The organism is Amycolatopsis sp. WAC 04197 (assembly GCF_003947475.1).
Taxonomy (GTDB): Bacteria; Actinomycetota; Actinomycetes; order Mycobacteriales; family Pseudonocardiaceae; genus Amycolatopsis; species Amycolatopsis japonica.
The window spans coordinates 261,747-283,756 of the sequence record NZ_QHJK01000006.1 but is presented as its reverse complement, the minus strand read 5'-3'; the positions used below and the strand labels follow the sequence as shown (position 1 = coordinate 283,756).

Genomic DNA, 22,010 nt, shown 5'->3' with positions numbered 1-22,010 from the left:
GGGCTCGGCCCCGGTGACAAGGGGCGAGCCCGGCGCGGTCCGGCTCGCGAGCGTGTGGCAGGGTGGCGGTCGTGAGTAACACGACCATCGCTGTGCTGCTGTTCGCGCTCGGCGGCTTCCTGATCGGCGGCGTCTACGCGACCTGGAAGAGCGTCAAGTTCATGGCCGTCGTGCTGGGGATCGGCGCGCTGCTGGCCATCGGCGGCGCCATCGCCTGGCTGGCCTGAGCGACGCCCGCTAAATCGGCTGCGCGTCGCGACGTCGGCGAGCATGCTGTCCGGCATGTCCGGAAACCCGCGCTCGGTCGCCGAGGTCGTCCGGCTCCAGCGATCGGGGAGCCGCGTCAAGTTCCTGTACTTCTGGGGCCATCAGGCCCGGCGTGACGGCACGGTAGGGCCCGAATGCTTCAGCCAGTGGTGGCCCGCCCGGTTCACCGCCGACGGCGAGACCTTCCCGACGGCCGAGCACTACATGATGTGGCGCAAAGCGGTCCTGTTCGACGACGCCGAGAGCGCGGCGCGGATCCTCGGCGCCCGGCATCCGCGTGAGGCCAAGGCGCTGGGCCGCGAGGTGCGGGGATTCGAACAGGCGCGCTGGGAGGACGAGCGCTACGGCATCGTTCTCGACGGGACGCTCGCGAAATTCGGGCAGCACCCGAACCTGCGGGGCTTCCTGCTCGGCACCAGGAATCGCGTGCTGGTCGAGGCCAGCCCGCTGGACACCGTCTGGGGGATCGGGCTGGCGGCCGACCATCCGCACGTCGAAAATGCCGAACGCTGGCGCGGGCTGAACCTGCTCGGCTTCGCGCTGGGAGAGGCCCGCGCGGCGCTCGGCTGAATCCGTGAAGGCCTCCTTGAGGGACCCAGAGTCTCTCAAGGAGGCCTTCACGGACAGAGCTACTTCGAGGCGTCGACCAGCTGCCGCTCATCAGGCGCATCAAGCTGCTTCGCGAGCTTCTCGCCTTCGACGTCGACATCGGGCAGCACGCGATCCAGCCACTTCGGCAGCCACCACGCGCCGCGGCCGAGCAGCGACATCAGCGCCGGCACGATGGTCATCCGGATCACGAACGCGTCCACCAGCACCCCGAAGGCCAGCGCGAACCCGATCGACTGGATCAGCGACGACTCCGCGAGCACGAAGCCGGCGAACACGCTGATCATGATCAGCGCCGCGGCGACCACGACGCGGGAGCCGTGCCGGAAACCGGTCACCATCGCCTCCTGCGGGTCGGCCCCGTGGACGTATTCCTCCCGCATCCGCGTCACCAGGAACACCTGGTAGTCCATCGCGAGCCCGAACAGCACGCCGATCAGCAGAATCGGCAGCATGCTCATGATCGGCCCGGTCGTCTTCACCCCGAGCAGGTCGGTGAGCCAGCCCCACTGGAACACGGCCACCACGGCGCCGAACGTCGCGACCACCGAACCGAGGAAGCCCAGCGTCGCCTTCAGCGGGACGACGATCGACCGGAACACCAGCATCAGCAACAGGAACGCGAGCCCGACGATCAGCGCGAGATACGGCAGCATCGCGTCGGCGAGTTTCTCCGAGACGTCGATGTTGGCCGCGGTCTGGCCGGTCACCGCCAGCGACGCACCGGTGGCCGAACCCAGCCCAGCGTTCAGGCCGCGGATGTCGCTGACCAGGTCTTCGGTCGCGGTGCTGCTCGGGCCGCTCTTCGGGATGACGGTCAGCAACGCCAGGTCACCGCCGCGGTTGGTCTTGGGCGGCGTGACGATCGGGCGCTCGGGGAGGCCGCCGATACCCGCGGCCGCCTGCTGGAGCGCGGCTTGCCGGTCGGTGCTGCCGCTCAGGTCGACGACGATCACCAGCGGGCCGTTGGCGCCTTCGCCGAAGCTGCGGGCGACGGTGTCGTAGGCCTTGCGCTGGGTGGTGTCCGGCGCGGCGGTGCTGTCGTTCGGCAGGCCGAGCTGCATGCTCGCGGCGGGCACGGCGACGATCGCGAGTCCGGCGATCGCGGCGATCAGCACCGGGATCCGGTGGCGGGCGACGAATTTCGCCCAGCGCTCGCCGTGTGTCGTCGTGCTTTCCTTGCGGCGCAAGCGGATCTTGCCACCTGCCAGCTTGCCGCCCGCGAAGCCGAGGATGGCGGGCAGCAAGGTGAGCGCGATGACGACCGCGATGGCGACGGTGATCGCCGCGGCGATCCCCATCTCGCCGAGGAACGGGATGCCGACGACGGTCAGGCCCGCCAGCGCGATGATGACGGTCAGCCCGGCGAACACCACGGCGGAGCCCGCGGTACCGGTGGCGCGTCCGGCGGCCTCCTCCGGATCGCGGCCGATGGTGAGTTCGTGCCGATACCGGGAAACGATGAAGAGCGCGTAGTCGATGCCGACGGCCAGGCCGATCATCAGCGCGAGCACCGGCGTGTTCGTGTTCAGTTCGAGGAAACCGGACGCCGTGGTGATACCCGCCATGCCGATGCCGACGCCGATGAGCGCGGTCAGCAGCGGGATCCCGGCCGCGAGCAGCGAGCCGAAGGTGATGATCAGGACGACCGCGGCGACGGCGACACCGAGGCCTTCGGTGGCGTTGGTCGCGGGCATCGCCTGCACGGCGTCACCGCCGAAGTCCACTGTGTACCCGGCCGCCTTGGCGGCGTCCGCGGCGGCCATCAAGCCCTCGCGGTCGGCGTCGGTGAGCTCGAAACCCGGCACGCGATAGGAGACCTGCGCCAGCGCGACGTGTTTGTCGGGGGAGATCGCCTGCATCTGCAGCGGGTTGACCACGCCGGCGACCTTCGGGGCGTTCTCGAGTCCCTTGACGAGTCCCGTGATCGCCGCCTGTCCGGCGGCGTCGGTGATGTCGCCGGGCGTCGAGATGACGACGCGCGCCGTCGCGCCACCGGCGGCGGCTTCCGGGAACCGGTCGGCGAGCTGGTCGATCGCCTTCTGCGACTCGGTGCCGGGGATGGTCACCGAGTTCGAAAGCTGGCCGGACAGGGTCAGCGCTCCCGCGCCGAGGGCCACCAGGACGGTGGCCCACACCGCCGTCACCAGTGCCCGGCGCCGGAACGAGAACCGGCCCAGGCGGTAGAGGAAGCTGGCCACGAAAGTCTCCCGTTCACTCGATCAGGTTCATTCCAAGCTAGCCGATCGGCTAGGGGCCTACAAGCCGATCGGCAAGTGTGTGACTAGCCGCACGGCTAGTACTCGTTTGGCCACGCGGGCACGCTTGACGTAATCTCCGACGGCTGAACGAGGAGGGAACATGGACGTCGTCCACGCGGAGGACACCCGCACGCGACTACTGGGCACGGCGTTGCGGTTGTTCACCGAACACGGCGTGGAAGGCACCTCGCTGCAGATGATCGCGGACGCCCTCGGCGTCACGAAGGCCGCCGTCTACTACCACTTCAAGACGAAGGCGGAGATCACCGAGTCGGTCGCCGAGCCCGTGCTGCGCGAGCTGGAGGGCATCGTCGACGACGCCCGCGCCCAGCGCACCCGGGGCGCGCAGATCGACCACCTGCTGGACGGTTTCGTCGATCTCGTGGTGCGGCACCGTTCGCTGGTCGCCTTGTTCTCCAGCGACCCCGGCATCGCCCGCGCGATCGAGAAGTCCGTGCACAGCTCGGACAGTTTCAAGAACCGGCTGCTGGAGATCCTGGTCGGCCCGGATCCGGATCTCACCGCGATCGTGACCGCGCAGGTGCTGCTGGCGGGGATCGCCGTCGCCGGCGGCTCGCCCGAGGTCGCGTCGCTCGACGACGAAACGCTGCGCGAAACGCTCCTGGCCGTCGGGCGCAAGCTCTACAACCGCCCGCGCCGCCGTTCGTGACCGATGTGTTCAAGACGGCGGCCGCGATCCACGCGACGCTGTCGGTATGAACATCGATCTGACGACGGCGGCCACGTTCATGGCCACCCAGGCGCGGCTGCTCGACAGGCGGCGCTTCGAGGTCCTTTTCCGCGACGGTGACCCGGCGGCGGCGCTCGCCGCGCTGGAGGCGTACCGCAATCCCGACGGCGGCTACGGCCACGGGCTGGAACCCGACTGCCGCTCGGCGACGAGCCAGCCCGGTGGCGCGCTGCACGCTTTCGAGGTCTTCGCCGACGTCGGCCCGGCGACCAGTCCGCGCGCGGCCGAACTCTGCGACTGGCTCGAATCGATTTCCCTGCCCGACGGCGGGATCCCGTTCGCGGTCCCGATGCCGGATCCGTTCGGCAGCGCGCCGTTCTGGGCGAACGCGGATCCGTCGGTCTCCTCACTGCAGATCACCGCGATCGTCGCGGTCACCGCCCATCGCGTCGCGGCGCACGATCCCGCGGTCGCCGCGCATCCGTGGCTGGCGAAGGCGACGAGCTACTGCCTCGGCGAGATCGAAAAGCTCGACGAGACACCGCACGCGCTCGTGCTCGCCTTCGCGATGAAGCTGGTGGACGCCCTGGGCGACACGCGTCTGGTCGAGAAGCTCGGCCGGTTCCTCCCGGCCGACGGGGTGGTCGCCGTCGGCGGCGGCATCGAGGGCGAAGCCATGCGCCCGCTCGATTTCGCCCCGGAACCCGGCGGCCCGGCACGGAAGCTCTTCCGGCCCGAGGTCATCGAAGCGGATCTGCGGCGGGTGGCGGGCGGACAGCACGAAGACGGGGGCTGGCGGGTCGACTACGCCAGCTATTCGCCCGCGGCCGCGCTGGAGTGGAACGGCATGTTCACCGTCGGCACACTGGGGCTACTGAGGGCCAACGGCCTCGTCTAGCCGCCGCAGGAACTCCGGCGGAACGGCCGCGGTGAGCCAGACACCGTTGGCGCTCACCTGGAATTCGTGTCCGGCGGCGGTCATCTCCCGTGCGTCGACGGCGAGCAGCACCGGGACGCCGCGCCGCGCCCCGACGGCTCGCGCGGTGTCCACGGTCGCCGAGAGATGCACGGCGTGCCGGTTCATCGGCCGGAGCCCCTCGTACATGATCGCGTCGAGGAACCGGGAAACCGTGCCGTGGTAGAGCACGTCCGGCGGAATCGCCGCGGGCAGCGCGAGGTCGACGTCGACACTGTGGCCCTGGCTGGCGCGGATCCGCAGCCCGTCCTCGTCGAAGGCGAAGCGCCGTTTGTCGTTGCCCTCGACGACTTCGTCGAGTTCGGCGCGGGTGAGCTTCAAGCCGTTGCGCCGCAAGGCCGCCAAAAGCGTGTCGACTTCGACCCAGCCGTCGGGGGTGAGGGTGATCCCGATGTCGCCGGGTGCGTGCCGCAGATGCCGGGAGAGTCGTTTCGAGACCCGGATGAGGTGTTTCTTGTCCATTTCGAGTCACAGTGACCCACATCCGGCCCCCGCGCGGCAACGGAATTCAGATGCCGCCCTCGGACGCCGGGCGCAGTTTGCCCGCGCCGGGGCCGAACCGCGACATCTGGTCGTCGGCGTTGTAGAGCCCGCAGCTGCGCAGGGAAAGGCAACCGCAGCCGACGCAGCCGGTCAGCCGGTCACGCAGGCGCTGCAACGCGTCGATCCGCGCGTCGAGCTCGTCCTGCCAGCCCCGCGAAAGGCGGGCCCAGTCGGCCTTGGTGGGGGCGTGGTCCTTGGGTAGGGTCTCCAGTGCCGAGCTGATGTCGTCCAGGCTGAGGCCGACCCGTTGCGCGGCGCGGATGAAGGCGATCCGGCGCAGCACCGAACGCGAGTACCGCCGCTGGTTGCCCGCCGAGCGCTCGGAGCTGATCAGCCCTTTGTCCTCGTAGAAACGCAAAGCCGTATGGGGCACGCCGCTGCGGTCGGCGACCTGTCCGATGCTCAGGTGTTCAGCCAGTCTCGTCACGTCGCCAGGCTAGCCTTGACTTCGACTTAAGTCGAGGTTGCAACCTCGGTTCATGACCACTGACATCAAGACCGGCTACGAGGATCTGCCGCGGCTGATCTCGCTGATGACCGGGGACGAGAAGCATCAGGCCGCCGCGGAGTCCACTGTGGACGTCTTATGGGTGCTCTACGACCGTGTGCTCGACATCACCCCGGAGAACATCCGCGAGCCCGGCCGCGACCGTTTCCTGCTGTCGAAGGGCCACGGCCCGATGGCCTATTACGCGGTGCTGGCGAAGAAGGGCTTCATCCACGAGGAGGAACTCGCCGACTGGACTTCGGCCGAGTCCCGGCTCGGCCACCATCCGGACCGGGCGAGGCTGCCCGTGGCCGAGATCTCCAGCGGTTCGCTCGGGCACGGCCTCCCGCTGGCCATCGGCACCGTGTTCGGCCTGCGCGCCAAGGGATTCCGTGACGCCAAGGTCGTCACCCTCGTCGGCGACGCGGAACTCGACGAGGGCTCCAACCAAGAGGCCATCGCGGTCGCCGGCCGTATCGGCATGCCGCAGCTGACCGCCGTCGTCGTCGACAACTCCTCGGCCACGCACGGCTGGCCCGGCGGGATCGCGCGCCGGTTCGAGGTCGAGGGCTGGACGACGCGCACCGTCGACGGCCGCGACCACGACGCGCTCCACGAAGCCCTCACCACCCCCCATCCGGACCGGCCGCTCGCCGTGGTCGCGACCGTCGAGCGAAAGGCCTGAACCCGTGAACATGCGCGAAACGTTCCTGGAAGCCGCCGCCGAAGTGCTCGACACCGACGCGAACGTCGCCGTCGTGCTCGCCGACATCTCCGCGGCACAACTCGCCTTCGCCGCGAGGAAACATCCCGACCGGGTGCTCAACGTCGGCATCCGCGAACAACTGATGATGAGCACCGCGGGCGGGCTCGCGCTGGCCGGGATGCGCCCGATCGTCCACACCTTCTCGTCGTTCCTCGTGGAGCGGGCTTTCGAGCAGGTCAAACTCGACCTCGGACATCAGGACGTCGGCGCCGTGCTGGTGTCTTCGGGCGCGTCCTACGACATGCCGACCGCCGGGCGGACGCATCAGGCGCCCGGCGACGTCGCCCTCATCGACACGTTGCCGGGCTGGACCGTGCACGTGCCGGGACACCCCGAAGAAGCGCGGCGGCTGCTGCTCGAGTCCATCCCCGGCACCGGACGCGTCTATCTCCGGCTTTCCGCGCAGGAGAACGCGAAAGCGCATCTGGGCGCGGGCCTGCAGACACTGCGCGAAGGCGGGCGGGGCGTGGTGGTGGCCGTCGGGCCGATGCTCGACAGGGTGCTCGAAGCGACGGCCGACCTCGACGTCACCGTGCTCTACACCTCGACGATCCGGCCGTTCGACGCCGCCGGGCTGCGTTCGGCCGTGGAGGCCGCGGGCAGCACCGACGTCGTACTGGTCGAGCCCTACCTCGCGGGAACCTCGGCGCACGCGGTGGCGGACGCTTTGTCCGAAACGCCGCACCGGCTGCTGTCGCTGGGCGTCCGGCGCGACGCGGAAGTCCGGATCTACGGCGAAATGGCCGATCACGACCTCGCGCACGGTCTCGACGCCGGTTCGATCGCCTTGTCCGTCAAGGAATTCCTCCGCTAGCGTCACCGGGATGACGAAGATCCGCCCGCTCGCGCTCGGGGTGATCCGCCGCGGCGACGACCTTCTCGTGTTCGAAGGCCGCGACCACGCCAAAGGAGTGACCTACCACCGGCCGCTGGGCGGAGGGATCGAGTTCGGCGAGACCGCCGCCGAGGCGCTGCACCGCGAATTCCAGGAGGAACTCGCGGCGGAGCTGACCTCGGTCGAGCAGATCGCCGTGCTGGAGAACGTGTTCACCTTCGAAGGCAGGCCGGGACACGAGATCGTGTTCCTGTTCACCGCCGACCTCATCGACAAGGCGTTCTACGAGCGCGACGAGGTCGGCGTCGTCCTCGACGACGGCGCCCGCGTGCACTGGCTGCCGATGGCCGACGTGGCGAGCGGCAAGGCGATCCTCTACCCGGACGGGCTCGCGGATCTCCTCGCGGCGCGGGACTGATCGCCGCTCAGCGGAAAGCGGCCAGCCCGGTGACCGACTGGCCGAGCGAGAGCGCGTGCATCTCCTCGGTGCCCTCGTAGGTCAGCACGGTTTCCAGGTTCGACATATGCCGCATCACCGGGTATTCCAGCGAGATCCCGTTGGCGCCCAGCATGCCGCGCGCGGTCCTGGCGACCTCCAGCGCGGAGCGGACGTTGGCGAGCTTGCCGAAGCTGACGTGGTTGTGGTGCAACGTCCCGGCGTCCTTGAGCCGCCCGATCCGCAGCGCGACCAGCCCGGCGCGGTTGACCTCGACGACGAGGTCGGCGAGTTTGCGCTGGGTGAGCTGGAATCCGGCCAGCGGTTTGCCGAACTGCTCCCGGCTCAGCGTGTACTCCAGCGCGGACTCGTAGCAGGAGCGAGCGGCGCCGACGACGCCGAACAGGATCCCGTAGCGCGCCTCGTTCAGGCAGGACAGCGGTCCGCGCAGTCCCCTGACCTCGGGGAACGCCGCCGAATCCGGCAAGCGGACGCCGTCGAGCACGAGTTCCGCGGTCAGCGAGGCCCGCAGCGACAGCTTGTGCTTGACCTCGTTGGCGGTGAAGCCCGGCGTGTTCGTGGGGACGACGAAGCCGCGCACGCCTTCGTCGGTCTGCGCCCAGACGACCGCGACGTCGGCCACGGTTCCGTTGGTGATCCACATCTTCGTGCCGCTCAGCACCCAGTCGGAGCCGTCGCGCACCGCGCGCGTCCGCATGCTGCCGGGGTCGCTGCCGGCGTCCGGTTCGGTCAGGCCGAAGCAGCCGAGCGCCTCACCGGCGGCCATCCGCGGCAGCCACTCCTGCTTGTGCTCCTCGGTGCCCCATTTGTGGATCGCGTACATCGCCAGCGAACCCTGCACCGAGACGAAGCTGCGCAGCCCGGAGTCGACGGCCTCGAGTTCGCGGCAGGCGATGCCGTAGGCGACCGCGCTGGTACCCGCGCAGCCGTAACCCTCCAGGTGCATGCCGAGCAGCCCGAGCTGTCCGAACCCCTTGGCGAGCTCGGCGGCGGGCAGGGCGCCCGTTTCGTACCATTCGGCGATGTTCGGCAGGAGCTGGTCGTGCGCGTACGAGCGCACGGCGTCCCGCATGGCCCGGTCCTCGGCGGAGAGCTCGGCGTCGAGATCGAGGAAGTCGCGCGGATCCGGGCTGCTGCTCATGCGTCACTCCTGGTCGGCTCGGTGGGGCATCTTCCTATGAAGAAAACCACACACACGACCGGAGTCGGGTGTCAGCGATCGCGCCATCCGGTGGTCTTCGTCACCTGAACCGATGCCGTGGCCGTCCGGGCCGGGGCGGAGCGCCGCTTCTGCGCCGGGATCAGCAGCTCCGCGAAGGTAGGGAAAGGCACGCTGTCGATGTCCTCGCGCCAGGCGTTGAGCAGGCGGGTCAGGTCGTCGGCGTCCTGCATCGTTCCTCCATAAGTGCAGGGCGGTCCTGCGCCGGCCTTTCACTCGGAGTCGCTATTACCCAGAAGAGTGAAGGTCGAAACAGGGAATCCGGGGAAAATCCGGTCCGCTAGCCTGGAGAGCGTGGCTACTCCTCGCGTGGTGATCCTGGACTACGGGTCCGGCAATCTCCGATCCGCCGAACGCGCCGTCGAGCGCGCCGGTGCCGACGTCGAGGTCACCGCGGACCCGCATGCCGCGCTGGAGGCCGACGGCCTGGTCGTTCCCGGTGTCGGCGCCTTCTCCGCCTGCATGGAGGGGCTGCGGTCGGTGTCGGGGGAGAAGATCATCGGCAAACGTCTCGCCGGTGGCCGCCCCGTGCTGGGCATCTGCGTCGGCATGCAGATCCTGTTCGAACGCGGGGTCGAGCACGGCGTGGAGGCCGAAGGCGCGGGCGAATGGCCGGGCACGGTCGACCGGCTGGAGGCCGACGTCCTCCCCCACATGGGGTGGAACACCGTCCGCGCGCCGGAGGATTCGCAGTTGTTCGCCGGGCTCGACGCGGACACGCGGTTCTATTTCGTGCACTCCTACGCCGCGCGGACCTGGGACCTGGACTCCGGCCTCGCCGGGCAGCAACCCAAGGTGACCTGGGCGAACCACGGTCAGGACTTCGTCGCCGCCGTCGAGAACGGGCCGCTGTGGGCGACCCAGTTCCACCCGGAGAAGTCCGGGGACGCGGGTGCGCACCTGCTGCGCAACTGGCTGAACACCCTCGCTTAGAGTGGGCGCGTGACTTTCACGCTCCTTCCCGCCGTTGATGTGGCCGATGGCCAGGCCGTGCGACTCGTCCAGGGCGAGGCCGGCACCGAAACCTCCTATGGCAGCCCGCTGGAGGCGGCGCTCGCCTGGCAGCGTGACGGGGCGGAATGGATCCATCTGGTGGATCTCGACGCCGCGTTCGGCAAGGGCTCCAACCGGGAGCTGCTCGCCGACGTCGTGGCGAAGCTCGACGTCCAGGTGGAGCTCTCCGGCGGCATCCGCGACGACGCGTCGCTGGAGGCCGCGCTGGCCACCGGCGCCCGCCGGGTCAACCTCGGCACGGCGGCGCTGGAGGACCCGGAGTGGACCGCGAAGGTCGTCTCCTCCTACGGCGACCGGGTCGCCATCGGGCTGGACGTGCGGATCACCGAGGCCGGGCACCGGCTGTCCGCGCGCGGCTGGACGCAGGACGGCGGTGACCTCTGGGAGGTCCTCGACCGGCTCGACCGCGACGGCGCGCAGCGCTACGTCGTCACCGACGTGAGCAAGGACGGCACCCTCCAGGGCCCGAACATCGAGCTGCTCCGCGAGGTCGCCGCCCGCACCGACGCGCCGGTCATCGCTTCCGGCGGTGTGTCCAGTGTGGACGATCTCCGCGCACTGGCCGCGCTGGCCCGCGACGGTGTCGAGGGTTCCATCGTCGGCAAGGCGCTCTACGCCGGCGCGTTCACCCTGCCCGAGGCGCTCGCCGCCGTCGCGGAGTTCTGAACTTTACCTCCCGGGTAATCGACGCTACGCGCCCGTTCGGTCAGGATTCCTTCCAGGACAACGAACCTGGGAGGACATCATGACCGCGTACGGTATCGCCCACCTTCGCCCCACCGGTGCGCCGACCGAAGAGGTGCTCCAGTACCTGGAGCGGATCCAGGACACGCTCGACCCCTTCGGCGGGAAGTTCCTCGTGCACGGGAACGAGATCGAGGTCGTCGAGGGGGAGTGGCCGGGAGCGCTGGTGATGATCGGCTTCCCGAGCCTGGCCGTGGCCCGCGAGTGGTACGCGTCGCCCGCCTACCGGGAGATCCTGCACCTGCGGGCGGACCACATCCCGGGCGATCTGATCCTGGTGGAGGGTTGCGGGCCGGACCACGACTCGGCGGCGATGGCGGCGGAGCTGCGGGAGGCTCAGCTCACTCGGCCAGCTTGATCGCGATCCCCACGGTCCGGTCCTTCGGCCCCCGCAGCCTGCTGAAGAACATCGTGACCCGGCCGGTGATCCCGTACTTCCGCGCGATCACCTTGCGCACGCGTTCGGTCTCGTCGAGATCGAGCAGCCGCGCCTCGCCCGCGACGACGTCGCCGTGGGTCTTGTTGCCGCGGAAGTCGCAGGCCTGGACCTCGACCCGACCGCTGTTGCGGATGCGTTTGACCTTGCCCGCCTTCCGTTCGGACCAGATCACCAGTTCGCCGCCGTCACCCGCCGCCCAGACCGGCGTCGGCACCGGGGTGCCGTTCTTGCGGAAGGTGGTCAGGACGACGTACTTCTCGGCGGCGATCCGCTCGAACTCCGATCCCATGTGGAGAGTCTAGGGCGTCCGCCTGCGCAAGGTCGCCGCGCCGAGGACCAGCGCCGCCAGGGCGCACACCCCGACGATGATCAGGTTCCGGATCAGCGTCGCGTCCACGGTGCCCGACGTGGTGACCCGGGTGAGGGCTTCGACGGCGTACGAAAGCGGCATCACGTTCGAGAGCCAGTTCAGGAGCCAGCCCATCTCCCCGCGCGGCACGAACAGGCCGCACAGCAGGATCTGCGGCAGCACGAACAACGGCATGAACTGCACCGCCTGGAATTCGGTCCGCGCGAACGCGCTCACGAAGAGGCCGAGCGCCATCCCGAGAAGCGCGTCGAGGACGGCGATGAGCAGCAGCATCGCGATCGAGCCCGCGATGTCGAGGCCCAGCCAGGCGAGCGACACCCCGGCGGCGACGCCGACCTGCACGATCGCGATCGAGCCGAACGCGAGCGCGTAACCGAAGAGCAGGTCCATCCTGCCGATCGGCAGGGTCATCAGCCGTTCCAGCGTGGCCGTGGTGCGCTCGCGCAGGGTCGTGATCGAGGTGATCAGGAACATGATCAGGAACGGGAAAACGCCGAGAAGCGCCGGGGCGACGCGGCTGAACACCGCTTCGGAGTTGAAGACGAAGCGCAGCAGCACCATCAGCAGCGACGGCACGACGATCAGCATCGCGACGGTGCGCGGATCGTGCCGGAGCTGCAGGAGGATCCGGCGGGCCGTGGCCAGGGTCAAGGCGGGGTTCACGACGGGCTCACCTCGGTCGCGCGGACCAGCCGCAGGAACGCCTGCTCCAGATCGGTCGTGCCGGTGCGCTCGCGCAACCCGGCCGGGGTGTCGTCGGCGAGGATCCGGCCTTCGCGCATGAGCAGCAGACGGTCGCAGCGCGCGGCCTCGTCCATGACGTGGCTGGACACGAGCAGTGTCGCCCCGCCCTCGGCGAGACGGCGGAAAAGCGCCCAGAGTTCGTCGCGGAGCACGGGATCCAGGCCGACGGTCGGCTCGTCGAGGACGAGCAGTTCGGGCTTCCCGAGCAGCGCGACCGCGAGGTTGGCGCGATTGTGCTGGCCGCCCGACAGTGAGCCGACGAGCTTGCCGGCGTGATCGGCGAGCCCGACCTCGCCGATCACTCTGTCCACATCGGACACCGGTGTGCGAAGCACGGAAGCGAAGTACCGCAAGGCTTCCGTGATGGTCAGGTCGGCGTAGATGGCCGGATTCTGGGTGGCGTAGCCGATCAACCGCCGCAGCGGCGGGCTGCCCGCGGGATGGCCGAGCACGGTGACCTCGCCCGCGGCGACGATCTGCACGCCGACGATCGAGCGCATCAGCGTCGTCTTACCGCAGCCGCTGGGACCGAGCAGACCGGTGATCCGGCCGCGCGGCGTCGCGAAATCGACGTCCCTGACGACCTCGCGGCCGCCGCGGACGACCCGCAGGCCGGTCACGGAGATCGCTGAATTAGTCATGCGTTTAATTCTGCGCCCGTTGAGAAGCGAGAGTCAAGGGGGACATGGGGGCGCGTCTCGTGAGTGGTGAAGACGGTTCTAACCGCCCTTACCACTCACGAGACACGCCTCCAGCAGTACGTGAAGGCCCCCTTCCTTGCGCTAGACGCAGTGAAGGGGGCCTTCACGTACTTGGGGAAGGTGTGAAGGTCGAGTTTCCTCGGCTGAGCCGAGGGAAGGGGACCTTCACGCGCATCTGCTGGGACTGCTGGGACTTGTGGTGTCGCAGAGCCGCGGGTGGCGATCCGCAAAGTCCGTGAAGGCCTCCTTGCCTACCTTCAGGGTAGGGAAGGAGGCCTTCACGGACCGGCGGCCAACGGCCACCCGCATTCAGTAGGTACCGAAGGCAGCCTTGGTTCTAACCGTCCTCACCACTCACGAGGGGAGGCTCAAGGGACCAGGACGAGCTTGCCCCGGACGTGGCCCGCTTCGCTCTCGTCCTGGGCCGCGGCCGCATCGGCGAGCGGGTAGACCCGGGCGATCGGCAGGTCGAGCTTGCCTTCGGCGGCGAGCGCGGCGCCTTCGGCCAGCGAGCCGGGCACCTGCTCGGCCGGAGTCCCCGACGTGAAGCGGACACCGTGGTCGGCCGCGTCCGGAGCGGCGATGGTGATGACCCGCTTCGGACCACCGGTCAGCTCCACCAGGGTGGCCAGCGAGCCGCGCCCGGAGGCGTCAAAGGACGCGTCGACGCCCTGCGGTGCGACGTCGCGGACGCGCTCGGAGAGCCCTTCGCCGTACTGCACCGGCACAGCGCCCAGCGAGCGCAGGTACTCGTGGTTCCCTTCGCTCGCCGTGCCCACGACGGTCAGCCCGCGCGCGACGGCGAGCTGCACGGCGACGGTGCCGACACCTCCCGCGGCGCCGTCGATGAGCAGCGTCTCGCCCTCCTGGAGATCCAGCAGGTTGAGCGCGCGATAGGCAGTGTTGACGACGGCGGGCAGCGCTGCGGCCAGCTCCCACGAGAGCGACTCGGGCTTGCGGACCAGGCTCGCGGGTTTCGCGAGGACGTACTCCGCGTATCCGCCCGCTCCGGAGCCGAGCACCTCGTCACCGGCCGCGAACTCGGACACGCCCTCGCCGACCGCGTCGACGACACCGGCGATGTCGCCACCGGGGATGGCGGGGAACTCCGTCGGGAACACCTCGGCCATCAGCCCGGAGCGGATCTTCCAGTCGATCGGGTTCACGCTCGCCGCCCGGACGGCGACCCGCACCTGGCCGGGGCCCGGCTCGGGCAGCTCCCGCTCGAGGACGCGCAGGACCCCGGAGTCGCCGTACTCGGTGAACACGATGGAGCGGTAGGTGTCCGTCATGCCGTCGACAACCCCTGCCCGTCCGGCACTATTCCGGCGGCTTCCCGAACCAGCTGTAATCGCCGGGGATCAGCTGGACGCCGTTCGCGATGTCGAGCAGCGTCGCCTGGTCCCGTTTGCCGGAGACGGTGAGCCACCGCCCGCCCTCCACCTGGACGGCGACCGTTTCGTCCTCGTGCCCGAGCCGTCCGGTCCGCTGCGGCAGGAAGAAGCCGTCGGCACCCCTGACCTTGAGCGGAACGGGCGTGGCGTCGCCCGAGTCCGGCCGTTCGGCGCGGAGCGACGCCATGACGACCGCCGCCGCGATGGGTTGCCCGGTACGGGTGGCTTCGAGTTCGGTCGCACCCCCGCCGACGGTCATGAACAGGTTCACCCCGGACAGCTCCAGGTCGGTGGGCAGCCTGCCGAACCGCAGTTCGCCCGAAACCCGGGCACGGTCGTCCCTGACCATCTCGTCCGCGATCCGCTGGCCGACGCCGCGCGGGTCCTTGATCCCGTACAACGTCAAGCTCAGCAGATACGTGTCGTCGGGCGACCAGGTCAGCATCGTCGCGTCGCCGTAGACCTCCGAGACCATCCCGACCCTGCCGTGCACGATGATCTGGTTCGGCGCGGGAGCGATGGTCCACGGTCCGCCCCGGTCGTCCAGCGGAGTGGTGGTCAGCCGCACCTGCCCGGCCTCACCGCCGCTCCATGTCCTGGTCTGCGGTCCCGGGTAGGGCTTCGCGCTCCGGGTCAGCTCCTTGAAGCCGTCGGGCAGCCAGCCGGGTTTGTACGGCAGCACCGCCCAGTCGGCGTTGCGCGGCGAGGCGGGGGTGACCGTGGTGTAGGCCCGCAGGCCCAGCGGGACGCCGAGGGCGATGATCGCGACCGCCGCCGCGACCAGTGCCAAGGCCATCGTCGGACGGCGTGACGGCCGTTGGGCCAGCGCGTCGCGGATCTCGGCACCGTCGGGCGCCCGCGCCGCCAGGTGTTCGAGGCTCTCCCGGATCAGGTCCTCGGTGTGCTCGTCACTCAGTCGGGTCATTTGCGGGCTCCCGTGGGCTGCACGGACGAGGACGGCCCGGTCTCCCGCAACGTCGAGAGCGCGCGCGAAATCTGGCTGCGCACGGTCGACGTCGCGCAGCGGAGCACCGCGCCGATCTCCTCGTCGGAGTAGTTCTCGTAGTAGCGGAGCACGATCGCGGCGCGTTGTTTGCGCGGGAGCTTCGCGAGCCGGTCCAGCATCGCGTCGCGTTCGTCGTACTCGATGGCGTGATCGGAGACCGGTGGGCTCACCAGGTCGAGCACTTCCGGCGACGACGGCGTCACCCGGCGGACCGCCAGCCGCCTCCGCCACGAGAGGTACTCGTTGGTCACCATCCGGCGGACGTAGGTCGGTGGCGAGTCGATCTTCGGCCAGCGTTGCTGAGCACGCAGCAGCACCTCCTGGACGATGTCCTGCGCCAGGTACGGATCGTCGGTCAGGACGGTCGCGTAGCGCAGGAGGCCGTCCAGGCGATCCGCGACGAACTCGTCGAAGCTCGCAGGCACGTGTCCCCCTCAGCCGGTGGTCTCCCCCTAAGGACGCGCGAGACCACCCGGCTGATGCATCGGGAACGGAACTTTCTCGGTGAACGTGATCACCGCACGGCGGTCTCCAGCCGGACGAAGGCGAATCCGGTGGTCGCGAGCTCCTCACCGGAGGGGTCGGTGGCGGCCGGGCGGCGTTCGCCGTCGTGCACCACCAGCAGGCCGTGCGGGAACAGCGGCCCCAGCGGCCTGGTGGTGATCGCGGCGCCGTCGGAGTGCTCGACCGAGTCGGTCCCGCGTCCGGCGACGACCCGGAAATCGCGCCGCGGCGTGCCGTCACGGTCGTACACCACGAACCGCGAGTCGCCCTGGCTCGACGCGAGCAGCTTGCCGTCGGCCAGCGCCAGCCCCTCGGCGTCCGCCGTCAGCCACTTCCCGCCGAAGCCGGGGTCGGGGCCGTCGGCGACGCATTCCTCGGTCGCCTCGTCGAACCGCTGCGGAACCCCGAACGACCGCACCTTGTCGATCAGCTCCGGACGGCCGAAACCGGCACCGTGCACCGGGATCCGCCAGATCCCGACGTCCTCCTGCGCGGTGTAGAGCACGCGGTTCGCGGTGTCGAGGACCGAACCTTCCAGCTGCGGCCGCTCGTCCGGTTCGCCGCAGGGGGACCACGTCTTCCCGTTCGGCAGCCGGAACTCCGACGGCAGGTCGATCGTGCCGATCGGCGCCGTGCCGACGGTGCCGTCCGCTTTGTCGACAAGTCGCAAGAGCGCCACGCGGGTCTCGTGCCGCCGGGTCACCGCGACCCAGCGCGCGCCGGTGCGCGGGTCGCGTCCGGCGGTGAGCCCGTACGCGGTCCGCTGTTCGTCCACTTCGGACTCCGAAGCGGAGAAGACCGGTGGGGCGGAAGGATCCGTGACGTCACGGAGCACCCGCGAGCCGGCCGCGGCTCCGGCCGGGTCGATCCGGTAGACGCGCACGCGGTCCCGGCCGCGGTCGCTCACCACGGCGAGATCGCCGACGACGTCGACGTTGTTGAACCGGCCGCCCTCGGGAACGGCGAGATGCTGCAACTGCCGCGCCTTCAGATCGAACGCGGCCAGCCCGCCTTCCTTAAGCGTGCCGAGTACGACGCTGGCCGAAGGATTCTTCGGGTGGACCCAGATCGCCGGGTCGTCGGCGTCGGCGTTCGCGGGGTTCGCGCCCTTGTCGTCGACGTAGGCCCGAGTCTGTGCCACGGGTGAGGGGTTCTGGCCCGCTTCGGCGGGCACGGCGGCGAGCAGCGAGGCCGCCAGCAGGGGGAGGGGGAGGAGAGCAGCGATGCGCATCCTCGGGAAGCTAGCCGCGCGGAGTGTCCGGCCGGTGAACGTCGGGGGTCAGGTAATACTGCGCGACCGGCGCCAGCATCGCGACGATCTCGTCCTCCGAGGCGGCGGCCAGCGGCGGCAGCCCGATGACGTAGCGCAGCAGCGCGAACCCGATCATCTGCGCGGCGACCCCGGCCACCCGGACCTTCGGCACGCCGCGCGCCTCGGCGACCCGCGCCAGCACCGCCCGTTCCAGGAACTGCCGCATCATGGTCGCGACCTGCTCGTTGGTGGTCGCGGACCGGATCATCGCCAGGAACGGCGCGCGGCCTTCGGGAGCTTGCCAGAGGCCGAGGAACGCGCGGACGAGGCGTTCGCCGATCTGGTCCTCGGGGCCGTCGAGGATCCGGGGGACCAGCTCGCCCGGGTCGACCGGCAGGTTCATCGACAGGGCGAAGAGCCGTTGCTTGGTGCCGAAGAAATGGTGCAGCAGCGCGGCGTTGACCCCGGCGTCGGCCGCGATGCCGCGGACGGTCGCCCCGTCGTAGCCCTGTTCGGCGAACCTGCGCCGTGCCGCGTCGAGGATCACCTCCCGCGTCTCGGTCTGCCCCGGCCGCCGCCCCGCCTGTGCCATTCCGCGAGCTTAGAACGCCCTTGACTACGCTTGTCCCCATGTCAGTCGCAGTCAGGGTCATCCCGTGTCTCGACGTCGACGCGGGCCGTGTGGTGAAGGGCGTCAACTTCGCCGACCTGCGCGACGCCGGCGACCCCGTCGAACTCGCCCGCCTGTACGACGCCGAGGGCGCGGACGAGCTCACGTTCCTCGACGTCACGGCCTCCTCCGGGGACCGCGAGACCACCTTCGACGTGGTTCGCCGGACCGCGGAGCAGGTGTTCATCCCGCTCACCGTCGGTGGCGGCGTGCGCACGAACGACGACGTCAACCGGCTGCTGCGCACCGGTGCGGACAAGGTGAGCATCAACACCGCCGCCATCGCGCGGCCGGAGTTCCTGCGCGAGGCGTCCCGCCGGTTCGGCGCGCAGTGCGTCGTGCTGTCGGTGGACGCGCGCCGGGTCCCCGAGGGCACCGAACCGACCCCGTCCGGCTTCGAGGTGACCACCCACGGCGGCCGCCGGGGCACCGGGATCGACGCCGTCGAATGGGCCGCGCGCGGCGAGGAACTCGGCGTCGGCGAGATCCTGCTCAACTCGATGGACGCCGACGGCACGAAGAACGGCTTCGACCTCGAACTCCTCACCCAGGTGCGGGCGGCCGTCCGGGTCCCGGTGATCGCCAGCGGCGGCGCCGGCGCGCTGGAGCATTTCCTGCCCGCCGTCGAAGCGGGCGCGGACGCGGTGCTCGCGGCCAGCGTGTTCCACTTCGGACAGTTGAAGATCGGCGAGGTCAAGGGCGCGCTGCGCGCCGGGGGAGTCGTGGTCCGGTGATCGCGGGCAAGTGGAAGGCCGCCACCGAGGTCAAGGTCGTCTGCGCGCTGCTGCTCGGGCTCGCCGTCGCGTACCTCGCGATGGCCGGGATCCTCATGTTCGCGCCGTATTCGTCCGCGCGGACGTTCCTGCTGCCGGGGACGTCGCTGGTCCTCGGCGGTCTCGTCGTGGCGGGGCTGGTGCTGAAGATGTCGTCCGCGCGGTTCGCCGGGTTCGCGGTCAGCTTCCTCTTCGGGTTGCTGCACGCGCTGTCGATGCTGGCGGCGGAACTCTTCTGGGTGAAGATCGTCTCCGGGATCCTCTTCGCCGGGTACATCTACACGGCGGTCCTGCTCAACTCGATGCCGGTGAAACGGCACCTTCTCGGAGCCACGAATGACGCTTGACCCCGCCCTCTCGGATCGCTTGAAGCGCAACGCCGACGGGCTGATCGCCGCCGTCGTCGTCGAACACTCCACATCGGACGTGCTGATGATGGCGTGGATGAACGACGAGGCGCTCGAACGCACGCTCACGACCCGGCGCGGGACCTACTACTCGCGCAGCCGCAAGGAACTGTGGGTCAAGGGCGAGACGTCGGGCCACGTCCAGCACGTGCGCGAAGTGCGGATCGACTGCGACGGCGATACCGTCCTGCTGCGCGTCGACCAGACCGGCCCGGCCTGTCACACCGGCACGCACACCTGTTTCGACACCGACGAACGGCTGCTGCTGGCCGACGAGAGCGAGTAACCCGTGAATGTCGTCGCCAACGTGCTGGTCGGCATCGTCGCGCTGATCCACCTGTACATCGTCGTGCTCGAGATGTTCCTGTGGACCACCCCGCGCGCTCGCGCCTCCTTCGGCACCACCGAGGAGTTCGCGAAGGAGAGCTCGGCGCTCGCGGCGAATCAGGGGCTGTACAACGGTTTCCTCGCCGCCGCGCTGATCTGGGGCCTGGTCGCGACCGGCGGTACGGCGTGGCAGTTCAAGATCTACGGTCTCGCGTGCGTGATCGTGGCCGGGCTCTACGGGACGGCGACGGCGAGCAAGAAGATCTTCTTCGTCCAGGTGGTGCCGGGCACGCTGGCGCTGATCGCGGTGCTGGTCGCGGGCTGACGCCGTCGGGACCTTGGTCCTATCCCCGAATCCCCTTTGCGGGCGTACGCTTTTTCCATGTCACTGGGGACTGGGGAAGGCCCGACGGAGAAGCATCTCCGCCGGAGATTGGGTTACCGCGTCGCCGCGGTGGTGAGCTTGATACCGGTGAGTGGTGGGGCCATCGGTCTCGCTGTCCAGGCTTTCGGAAAAGATCCGATTTGGGGCTTCGAGGGCTTTTTCGACGAAATCGCCTTGATCTGCGTGGGGCTCTTGGTGGCTCTGTTCGCGCGAGATCGGGCGCGGGTCCATGCCGGGCTCGCCGAGGCCGCGCCCGACGACCGGAGGGTCGACGACGCCGCGCTCGTCGCCATCGATCCCGAGCGTGAGACTGCGAAACTGCGTCTGTTGGGTCTTCGCTCCGCCTGGATCGCCCTGATCTGGCCCGCCGTCCTCACCACCGGGATCCTCCTGCTCGTCCTGGGCGGGTCGGGTGAAGACGGGTTCGGCAAGCTGGGCGTGCTGCCCACGGCGTTCGGTCTCGTCGGGTTCGTGGGCTCGCTGATGTCCGCGGCGGGCTGGCGGGCCAGGCACCGGGCCGTCCAGTCCACCGGATGGCGTCCGGCGCGGGCGACGGTACGGCCGGATTACGAGGGGCTGGGCAACCGGCTCCCGCCCGCCACGTACCTCACTTTCGACGACGGCACCGAAACCGTGGTCCGCTCGGTGGGCTGGTCGATCCGCTCGTGCCGCCGTTTCCGGAAGAATCCCGGCCTCCGGGTCCGGGTCGGTGGCGAAGGCGCGAACATGGTCGTCCTGTTCCCGCGGGGGAGGATTTCCCGCCGCCCGTACGCGTTCCCGGCCCAACCTGAACTTGTACGCTCGCCGAGCGCGCACGGTTGCCCCGAAGCGAGACGCGACTCGTTATCCGGAAAACCCGCTCTTCTCGATTAACCTCGGTGCATGAAACTGGGGCGAGGGAAAAAGAAGATCGACCGTCCGAGACGACGTCCCAGGGTCGCCGGGCGACCTCGCTCCAGTGCGGACGACGACTTCACCGAAGGCTTCGATCCGCCGACGATCCACGAAGAAGTGGCCGGCCCCTTGATCGAGAAATTGTCGCTTCTCGAACAACGGGCGACGGCTTGGGCGGCGTTCTGGATCGCCTACTTCGTCGCGTGTCAGATAATTTCGGACGATCGCCGATTCGAGGTGCTGGTCCCGCTTTCCTTGGTGGCCTTCTACGGTATTCCGGCATGTCTGTACGCCGCCTGGCTCTGGAAGAGCCGCCGTCGGTCCGCTGAGAAGACCGGTTTGCGCGAGGCCATGGCGACAGTGCGGCCCGGCTGGCTGTTCCCCCGGATCGACGTCTATCTCGAAGGCGACTACAAGCTGCTCCAGACGCGACGCTCGCTGCGGATCGCTCCCCGTTTCGACGGGCTCGAAAAGGTGCCCGTCTTCATCGGCGGCGAGGAAACGGACATGATCGTGATCTTCCCGCGCGGCCGGTTCTCGAAGGACACGCTCTACACGGTTCCGGTCAAGGAAATCGAACCGGACACTGCTTGAGCCACCCGGCGGGTCAGTCGATGTCGCCGGTCAGATAACGCTGCACGGTCGGCGCGATCGCGGTCACCAGCGGCTCGATCTCGCTCGAAGCCATCGGCTCGAATTTCGCGACGTAGCGCACCAGTCCCATCCCGACGAGCTGGGAAGCGCAGAGCGTGGTCCGCAGTTCGACGCGGTCCGAGCCCAGTCCGCCGATGACCTTCGTGAAGAAGTTCTGGAAGAAACCGCGCAGCACGGCCGCGGCCTGTTCGTGCCCGGCGACGCTGCGGACGAGCGCCTGGAACACCTCGCCGCCCGCGCCGTCCCACCGGGTGAGGAAGGTGCGGACGATCCGCTGTCCGAATTCGTCGTCGGGCCCGTTCTGGAGTTCCGCGAGCAGTTCGTGCGGGTCGAAGGGGAGCTTCAGGATGGCTTGGGCGAACAGCCCTTCCTTGCTGCCGAACCAGTGGTTCACCATCGCCGCGTCGACCCCGGCCCGCGTCGCGATCGCGCGCACGGTCGCGCCGTCGAAACCGCTCTCGCCGAACACCGCGCGCGCGGCTTCGATCAGCGCGGTCCGGGTGTCCTGTCCGCCCGGCCGCCGTCCCCGTCGCCGCACGGTAGTGTCTTCACCAGCCATGGCGTCATCATGAACGGACCCGGCCGGAAATTCAACAATCTTTGAATTCATCCCCCCGTCCC

30 protein-coding genes are annotated in these 22,010 nt (G+C 69.5%); 16 read left to right on the top strand and 14 right to left on the bottom strand.

What is annotated here, in order from left to right:
• The first annotated feature begins 71 nt into the window (after positions 1–71).
• Complete coding sequence (locus DMC64_RS43005) at positions 72–227, top strand: hypothetical protein (RefSeq protein WP_016335988.1); 156 nt, start codon at positions 72–74, stop codon at positions 225–227.
• A gap of 55 nt (positions 228–282) precedes the next feature.
• Positions 283–837, top strand: a complete 555-nt coding sequence (locus DMC64_RS23550) for an NADAR family protein (RefSeq protein ID WP_233629786.1) — start codon at positions 283–285, stop codon at positions 835–837.
• Between the two features lie 59 nt (positions 838–896).
• Here the strand turns inward: DMC64_RS23550 and DMC64_RS23545 are convergent, their stop codons facing one another.
• The gene (locus DMC64_RS23545) at positions 897–3,077 is read right to left on the bottom strand and encodes an MMPL family transporter (protein WP_125735302.1); all 2,181 of its coding nucleotides are present in this window, start codon (positions 3,075–3,077) and stop codon (positions 897–899) included.
• 160 nt (positions 3,078–3,237) lie between these two features.
• Between DMC64_RS23545 and DMC64_RS23540 the strand changes: the two genes are divergently transcribed.
• A complete protein-coding gene (locus tag DMC64_RS23540; protein WP_016335985.1) occupies positions 3,238–3,807 on the top strand; it encodes a TetR/AcrR family transcriptional regulator in 570 nt (189 codons plus the stop codon).
• Positions 3,808–3,853: 46 nt separating this feature from the next.
• On the top strand, positions 3,854–4,726 hold the full coding sequence (locus DMC64_RS23535) for a hypothetical protein (protein WP_125735301.1): 873 nt from the start codon (positions 3,854–3,856) through the stop codon (positions 4,724–4,726).
• Here the strand turns inward: DMC64_RS23535 and DMC64_RS23530 are convergent.
• Both DMC64_RS23530 and soxR read right to left on the bottom strand, forming a co-directional pair.
• The gene (locus DMC64_RS23530; protein ID WP_125735300.1) at positions 4,700–5,266 is read right to left on the bottom strand and encodes an RNA 2'-phosphotransferase; all 567 of its coding nucleotides are present in this window, start codon (positions 5,264–5,266) and stop codon (positions 4,700–4,702) included. The genes DMC64_RS23535 and DMC64_RS23530 overlap by 27 nt on opposite strands.
• Positions 5,267–5,312: 46 nt before the next feature.
• A complete protein-coding gene (soxR, locus tag DMC64_RS23525) occupies positions 5,313–5,774 on the bottom strand; it encodes a redox-sensitive transcriptional activator SoxR (RefSeq protein ID WP_016335982.1) in 462 nt (153 codons plus the stop codon).
• A gap of 52 nt (positions 5,775–5,826) precedes the next feature.
• Here soxR and DMC64_RS23520 point away from each other — a divergent pair, with 52 nt between their 5' ends.
• Genes DMC64_RS23520 through DMC64_RS23510 form a run of 3 tightly spaced genes read left to right on the top strand, consistent with a single transcriptional unit; the run spans position 5,827 to position 7,853 of the window.
• On the top strand, positions 5,827–6,519 hold the full coding sequence (locus DMC64_RS23520; RefSeq protein WP_037344840.1) for a transketolase: 693 nt from the start codon (positions 5,827–5,829) through the stop codon (positions 6,517–6,519).
• A gap of 4 nt (positions 6,520–6,523) precedes the next feature.
• Positions 6,524–7,414, top strand: coding sequence for a transketolase family protein (locus tag DMC64_RS23515; protein WP_037344841.1), 891 nt, complete (start codon positions 6,524–6,526; stop codon positions 7,412–7,414).
• A gap of 10 nt (positions 7,415–7,424) precedes the next feature.
• Entirely contained in the window at positions 7,425–7,853 is a 429-nt protein-coding gene (locus DMC64_RS23510; protein ID WP_125735299.1) for an NUDIX hydrolase, read from the top strand.
• 7 nt (positions 7,854–7,860) lie between these two features.
• Here DMC64_RS23510 and DMC64_RS23505 read toward each other — a convergent pair whose 3' ends face one another.
• Positions 7,861–9,033 (bottom strand): acyl-CoA dehydrogenase family protein, encoded by a 1,173-nt coding sequence (locus DMC64_RS23505; RefSeq protein WP_125735298.1) that lies wholly within the window; start codon positions 9,031–9,033, stop codon positions 7,861–7,863.
• 71 nt (positions 9,034–9,104) lie between these two features.
• On the bottom strand, positions 9,105–9,284 hold the full coding sequence (locus DMC64_RS23500) for a hypothetical protein (protein ID WP_016335976.1): 180 nt from the start codon (positions 9,282–9,284) through the stop codon (positions 9,105–9,107).
• 136 nt (positions 9,285–9,420) lie between these two features.
• Between DMC64_RS23500 and hisH the strand changes: the two genes are divergently transcribed.
• The 3 genes from hisH to DMC64_RS23485 all read left to right on the top strand — a co-directional run bounded on the left by hisH (position 9,421) and on the right by DMC64_RS23485 (position 11,227).
• The gene (gene hisH / locus DMC64_RS23495; RefSeq protein WP_038510345.1) at positions 9,421–10,044 is read left to right on the top strand and encodes an imidazole glycerol phosphate synthase subunit HisH; all 624 of its coding nucleotides are present in this window, start codon (positions 9,421–9,423) and stop codon (positions 10,042–10,044) included.
• Between the two features lie 9 nt (positions 10,045–10,053).
• A complete protein-coding gene (gene priA / locus DMC64_RS23490; RefSeq protein ID WP_037344851.1) occupies positions 10,054–10,791 on the top strand; it encodes a bifunctional 1-(5-phosphoribosyl)-5-((5-phosphoribosylamino)methylideneamino)imidazole-4-carboxamide isomerase/phosphoribosylanthranilate isomerase PriA in 738 nt (245 codons plus the stop codon).
• Between the two features lie 79 nt (positions 10,792–10,870).
• Positions 10,871–11,227 (top strand): DUF1330 domain-containing protein, encoded by a 357-nt coding sequence (locus tag DMC64_RS23485; protein WP_125735297.1) that lies wholly within the window; start codon positions 10,871–10,873, stop codon positions 11,225–11,227.
• On the opposite strand, the gene DMC64_RS23480 is transcribed toward DMC64_RS23485, so the two are convergent.
• The 8 genes from DMC64_RS23480 to DMC64_RS23445 form a co-directional block, all read right to left on the bottom strand.
• Complete coding sequence (locus tag DMC64_RS23480; protein WP_037344855.1) at positions 11,211–11,597, bottom strand: PPOX class F420-dependent oxidoreductase; 387 nt, start codon at positions 11,595–11,597, stop codon at positions 11,211–11,213. The genes DMC64_RS23485 and DMC64_RS23480 overlap by 17 nt on opposite strands.
• Positions 11,598–11,606: 9 nt before the next feature.
• A complete protein-coding gene (locus DMC64_RS23475) occupies positions 11,607–12,341 on the bottom strand; it encodes an ABC transporter permease (protein WP_125735296.1) in 735 nt (244 codons plus the stop codon).
• Positions 12,338–13,063, bottom strand: a complete 726-nt coding sequence (locus tag DMC64_RS23470) for an ABC transporter ATP-binding protein (protein ID WP_125735295.1) — start codon at positions 13,061–13,063, stop codon at positions 12,338–12,340. Before DMC64_RS23470 ends, DMC64_RS23475 begins: the two co-directional genes overlap by 4 nt.
• A 428-nt stretch (positions 13,064–13,491) precedes the next feature.
• Positions 13,492–14,415, bottom strand: coding sequence for an NADP-dependent oxidoreductase (locus DMC64_RS23465; RefSeq protein ID WP_125735294.1), 924 nt, complete (start codon positions 14,413–14,415; stop codon positions 13,492–13,494).
• A gap of 28 nt (positions 14,416–14,443) precedes the next feature.
• Entirely contained in the window at positions 14,444–15,442 is a 999-nt protein-coding gene (locus DMC64_RS23460) for a hypothetical protein (RefSeq protein WP_125735293.1), read from the bottom strand.
• Positions 15,439–15,948, bottom strand: a complete 510-nt coding sequence (locus DMC64_RS23455) for an RNA polymerase sigma factor (protein ID WP_073848496.1) — start codon at positions 15,946–15,948, stop codon at positions 15,439–15,441. Before DMC64_RS23455 ends, DMC64_RS23460 begins: the two co-directional genes overlap by 4 nt.
• An 89-nt stretch (positions 15,949–16,037) precedes the next feature.
• Complete coding sequence (locus tag DMC64_RS23450; protein ID WP_125735292.1) at positions 16,038–17,258, bottom strand: phytase; 1,221 nt, start codon at positions 17,256–17,258, stop codon at positions 16,038–16,040.
• A gap of 10 nt (positions 17,259–17,268) precedes the next feature.
• Positions 17,269–17,871, bottom strand: coding sequence for a TetR family transcriptional regulator (locus DMC64_RS23445; RefSeq protein ID WP_125735291.1), 603 nt, complete (start codon positions 17,869–17,871; stop codon positions 17,269–17,271).
• A gap of 38 nt (positions 17,872–17,909) precedes the next feature.
• Here DMC64_RS23445 and hisF point away from each other — a divergent pair, with 38 nt between their 5' ends.
• The 6 genes from hisF to DMC64_RS23415 are packed head-to-tail and all read left to right on the top strand — an operon-like array spanning position 17,910 to position 21,329.
• Positions 17,910–18,683 (top strand): imidazole glycerol phosphate synthase subunit HisF, encoded by a 774-nt coding sequence (gene hisF, locus DMC64_RS23440; RefSeq protein WP_026466775.1) that lies wholly within the window; start codon positions 17,910–17,912, stop codon positions 18,681–18,683.
• Positions 18,680–19,069, top strand: a complete 390-nt coding sequence (locus tag DMC64_RS23435; RefSeq protein WP_037344870.1) for a hypothetical protein — start codon at positions 18,680–18,682, stop codon at positions 19,067–19,069. Before hisF ends, DMC64_RS23435 begins: the two co-directional genes overlap by 4 nt.
• A complete protein-coding gene (gene hisI / locus DMC64_RS23430; RefSeq protein ID WP_016335961.1) occupies positions 19,059–19,415 on the top strand; it encodes a phosphoribosyl-AMP cyclohydrolase in 357 nt (118 codons plus the stop codon). The genes DMC64_RS23435 and hisI overlap by 11 nt, the downstream gene beginning before the upstream one ends.
• A 3-nt stretch (positions 19,416–19,418) precedes the next feature.
• Complete coding sequence (locus DMC64_RS23425; RefSeq protein ID WP_125735290.1) at positions 19,419–19,781, top strand: DUF1304 domain-containing protein; 363 nt, start codon at positions 19,419–19,421, stop codon at positions 19,779–19,781.
• Between the two features lie 57 nt (positions 19,782–19,838).
• Positions 19,839–20,714 (top strand): hypothetical protein, encoded by an 876-nt coding sequence (locus DMC64_RS23420; protein ID WP_125735289.1) that lies wholly within the window; start codon positions 19,839–19,841, stop codon positions 20,712–20,714.
• A gap of 9 nt (positions 20,715–20,723) precedes the next feature.
• Entirely contained in the window at positions 20,724–21,329 is a 606-nt protein-coding gene (locus DMC64_RS23415; protein WP_125735288.1) for a hypothetical protein, read from the top strand.
• Between the two features lie 13 nt (positions 21,330–21,342).
• Here DMC64_RS23415 and DMC64_RS23410 read toward each other — a convergent pair whose 3' ends face one another.
• Positions 21,343–21,948 (bottom strand): TetR family transcriptional regulator, encoded by a 606-nt coding sequence (locus tag DMC64_RS23410; protein ID WP_037344873.1) that lies wholly within the window; start codon positions 21,946–21,948, stop codon positions 21,343–21,345.
• Between the last annotated feature and the right edge of the window lie 62 nt (positions 21,949–22,010).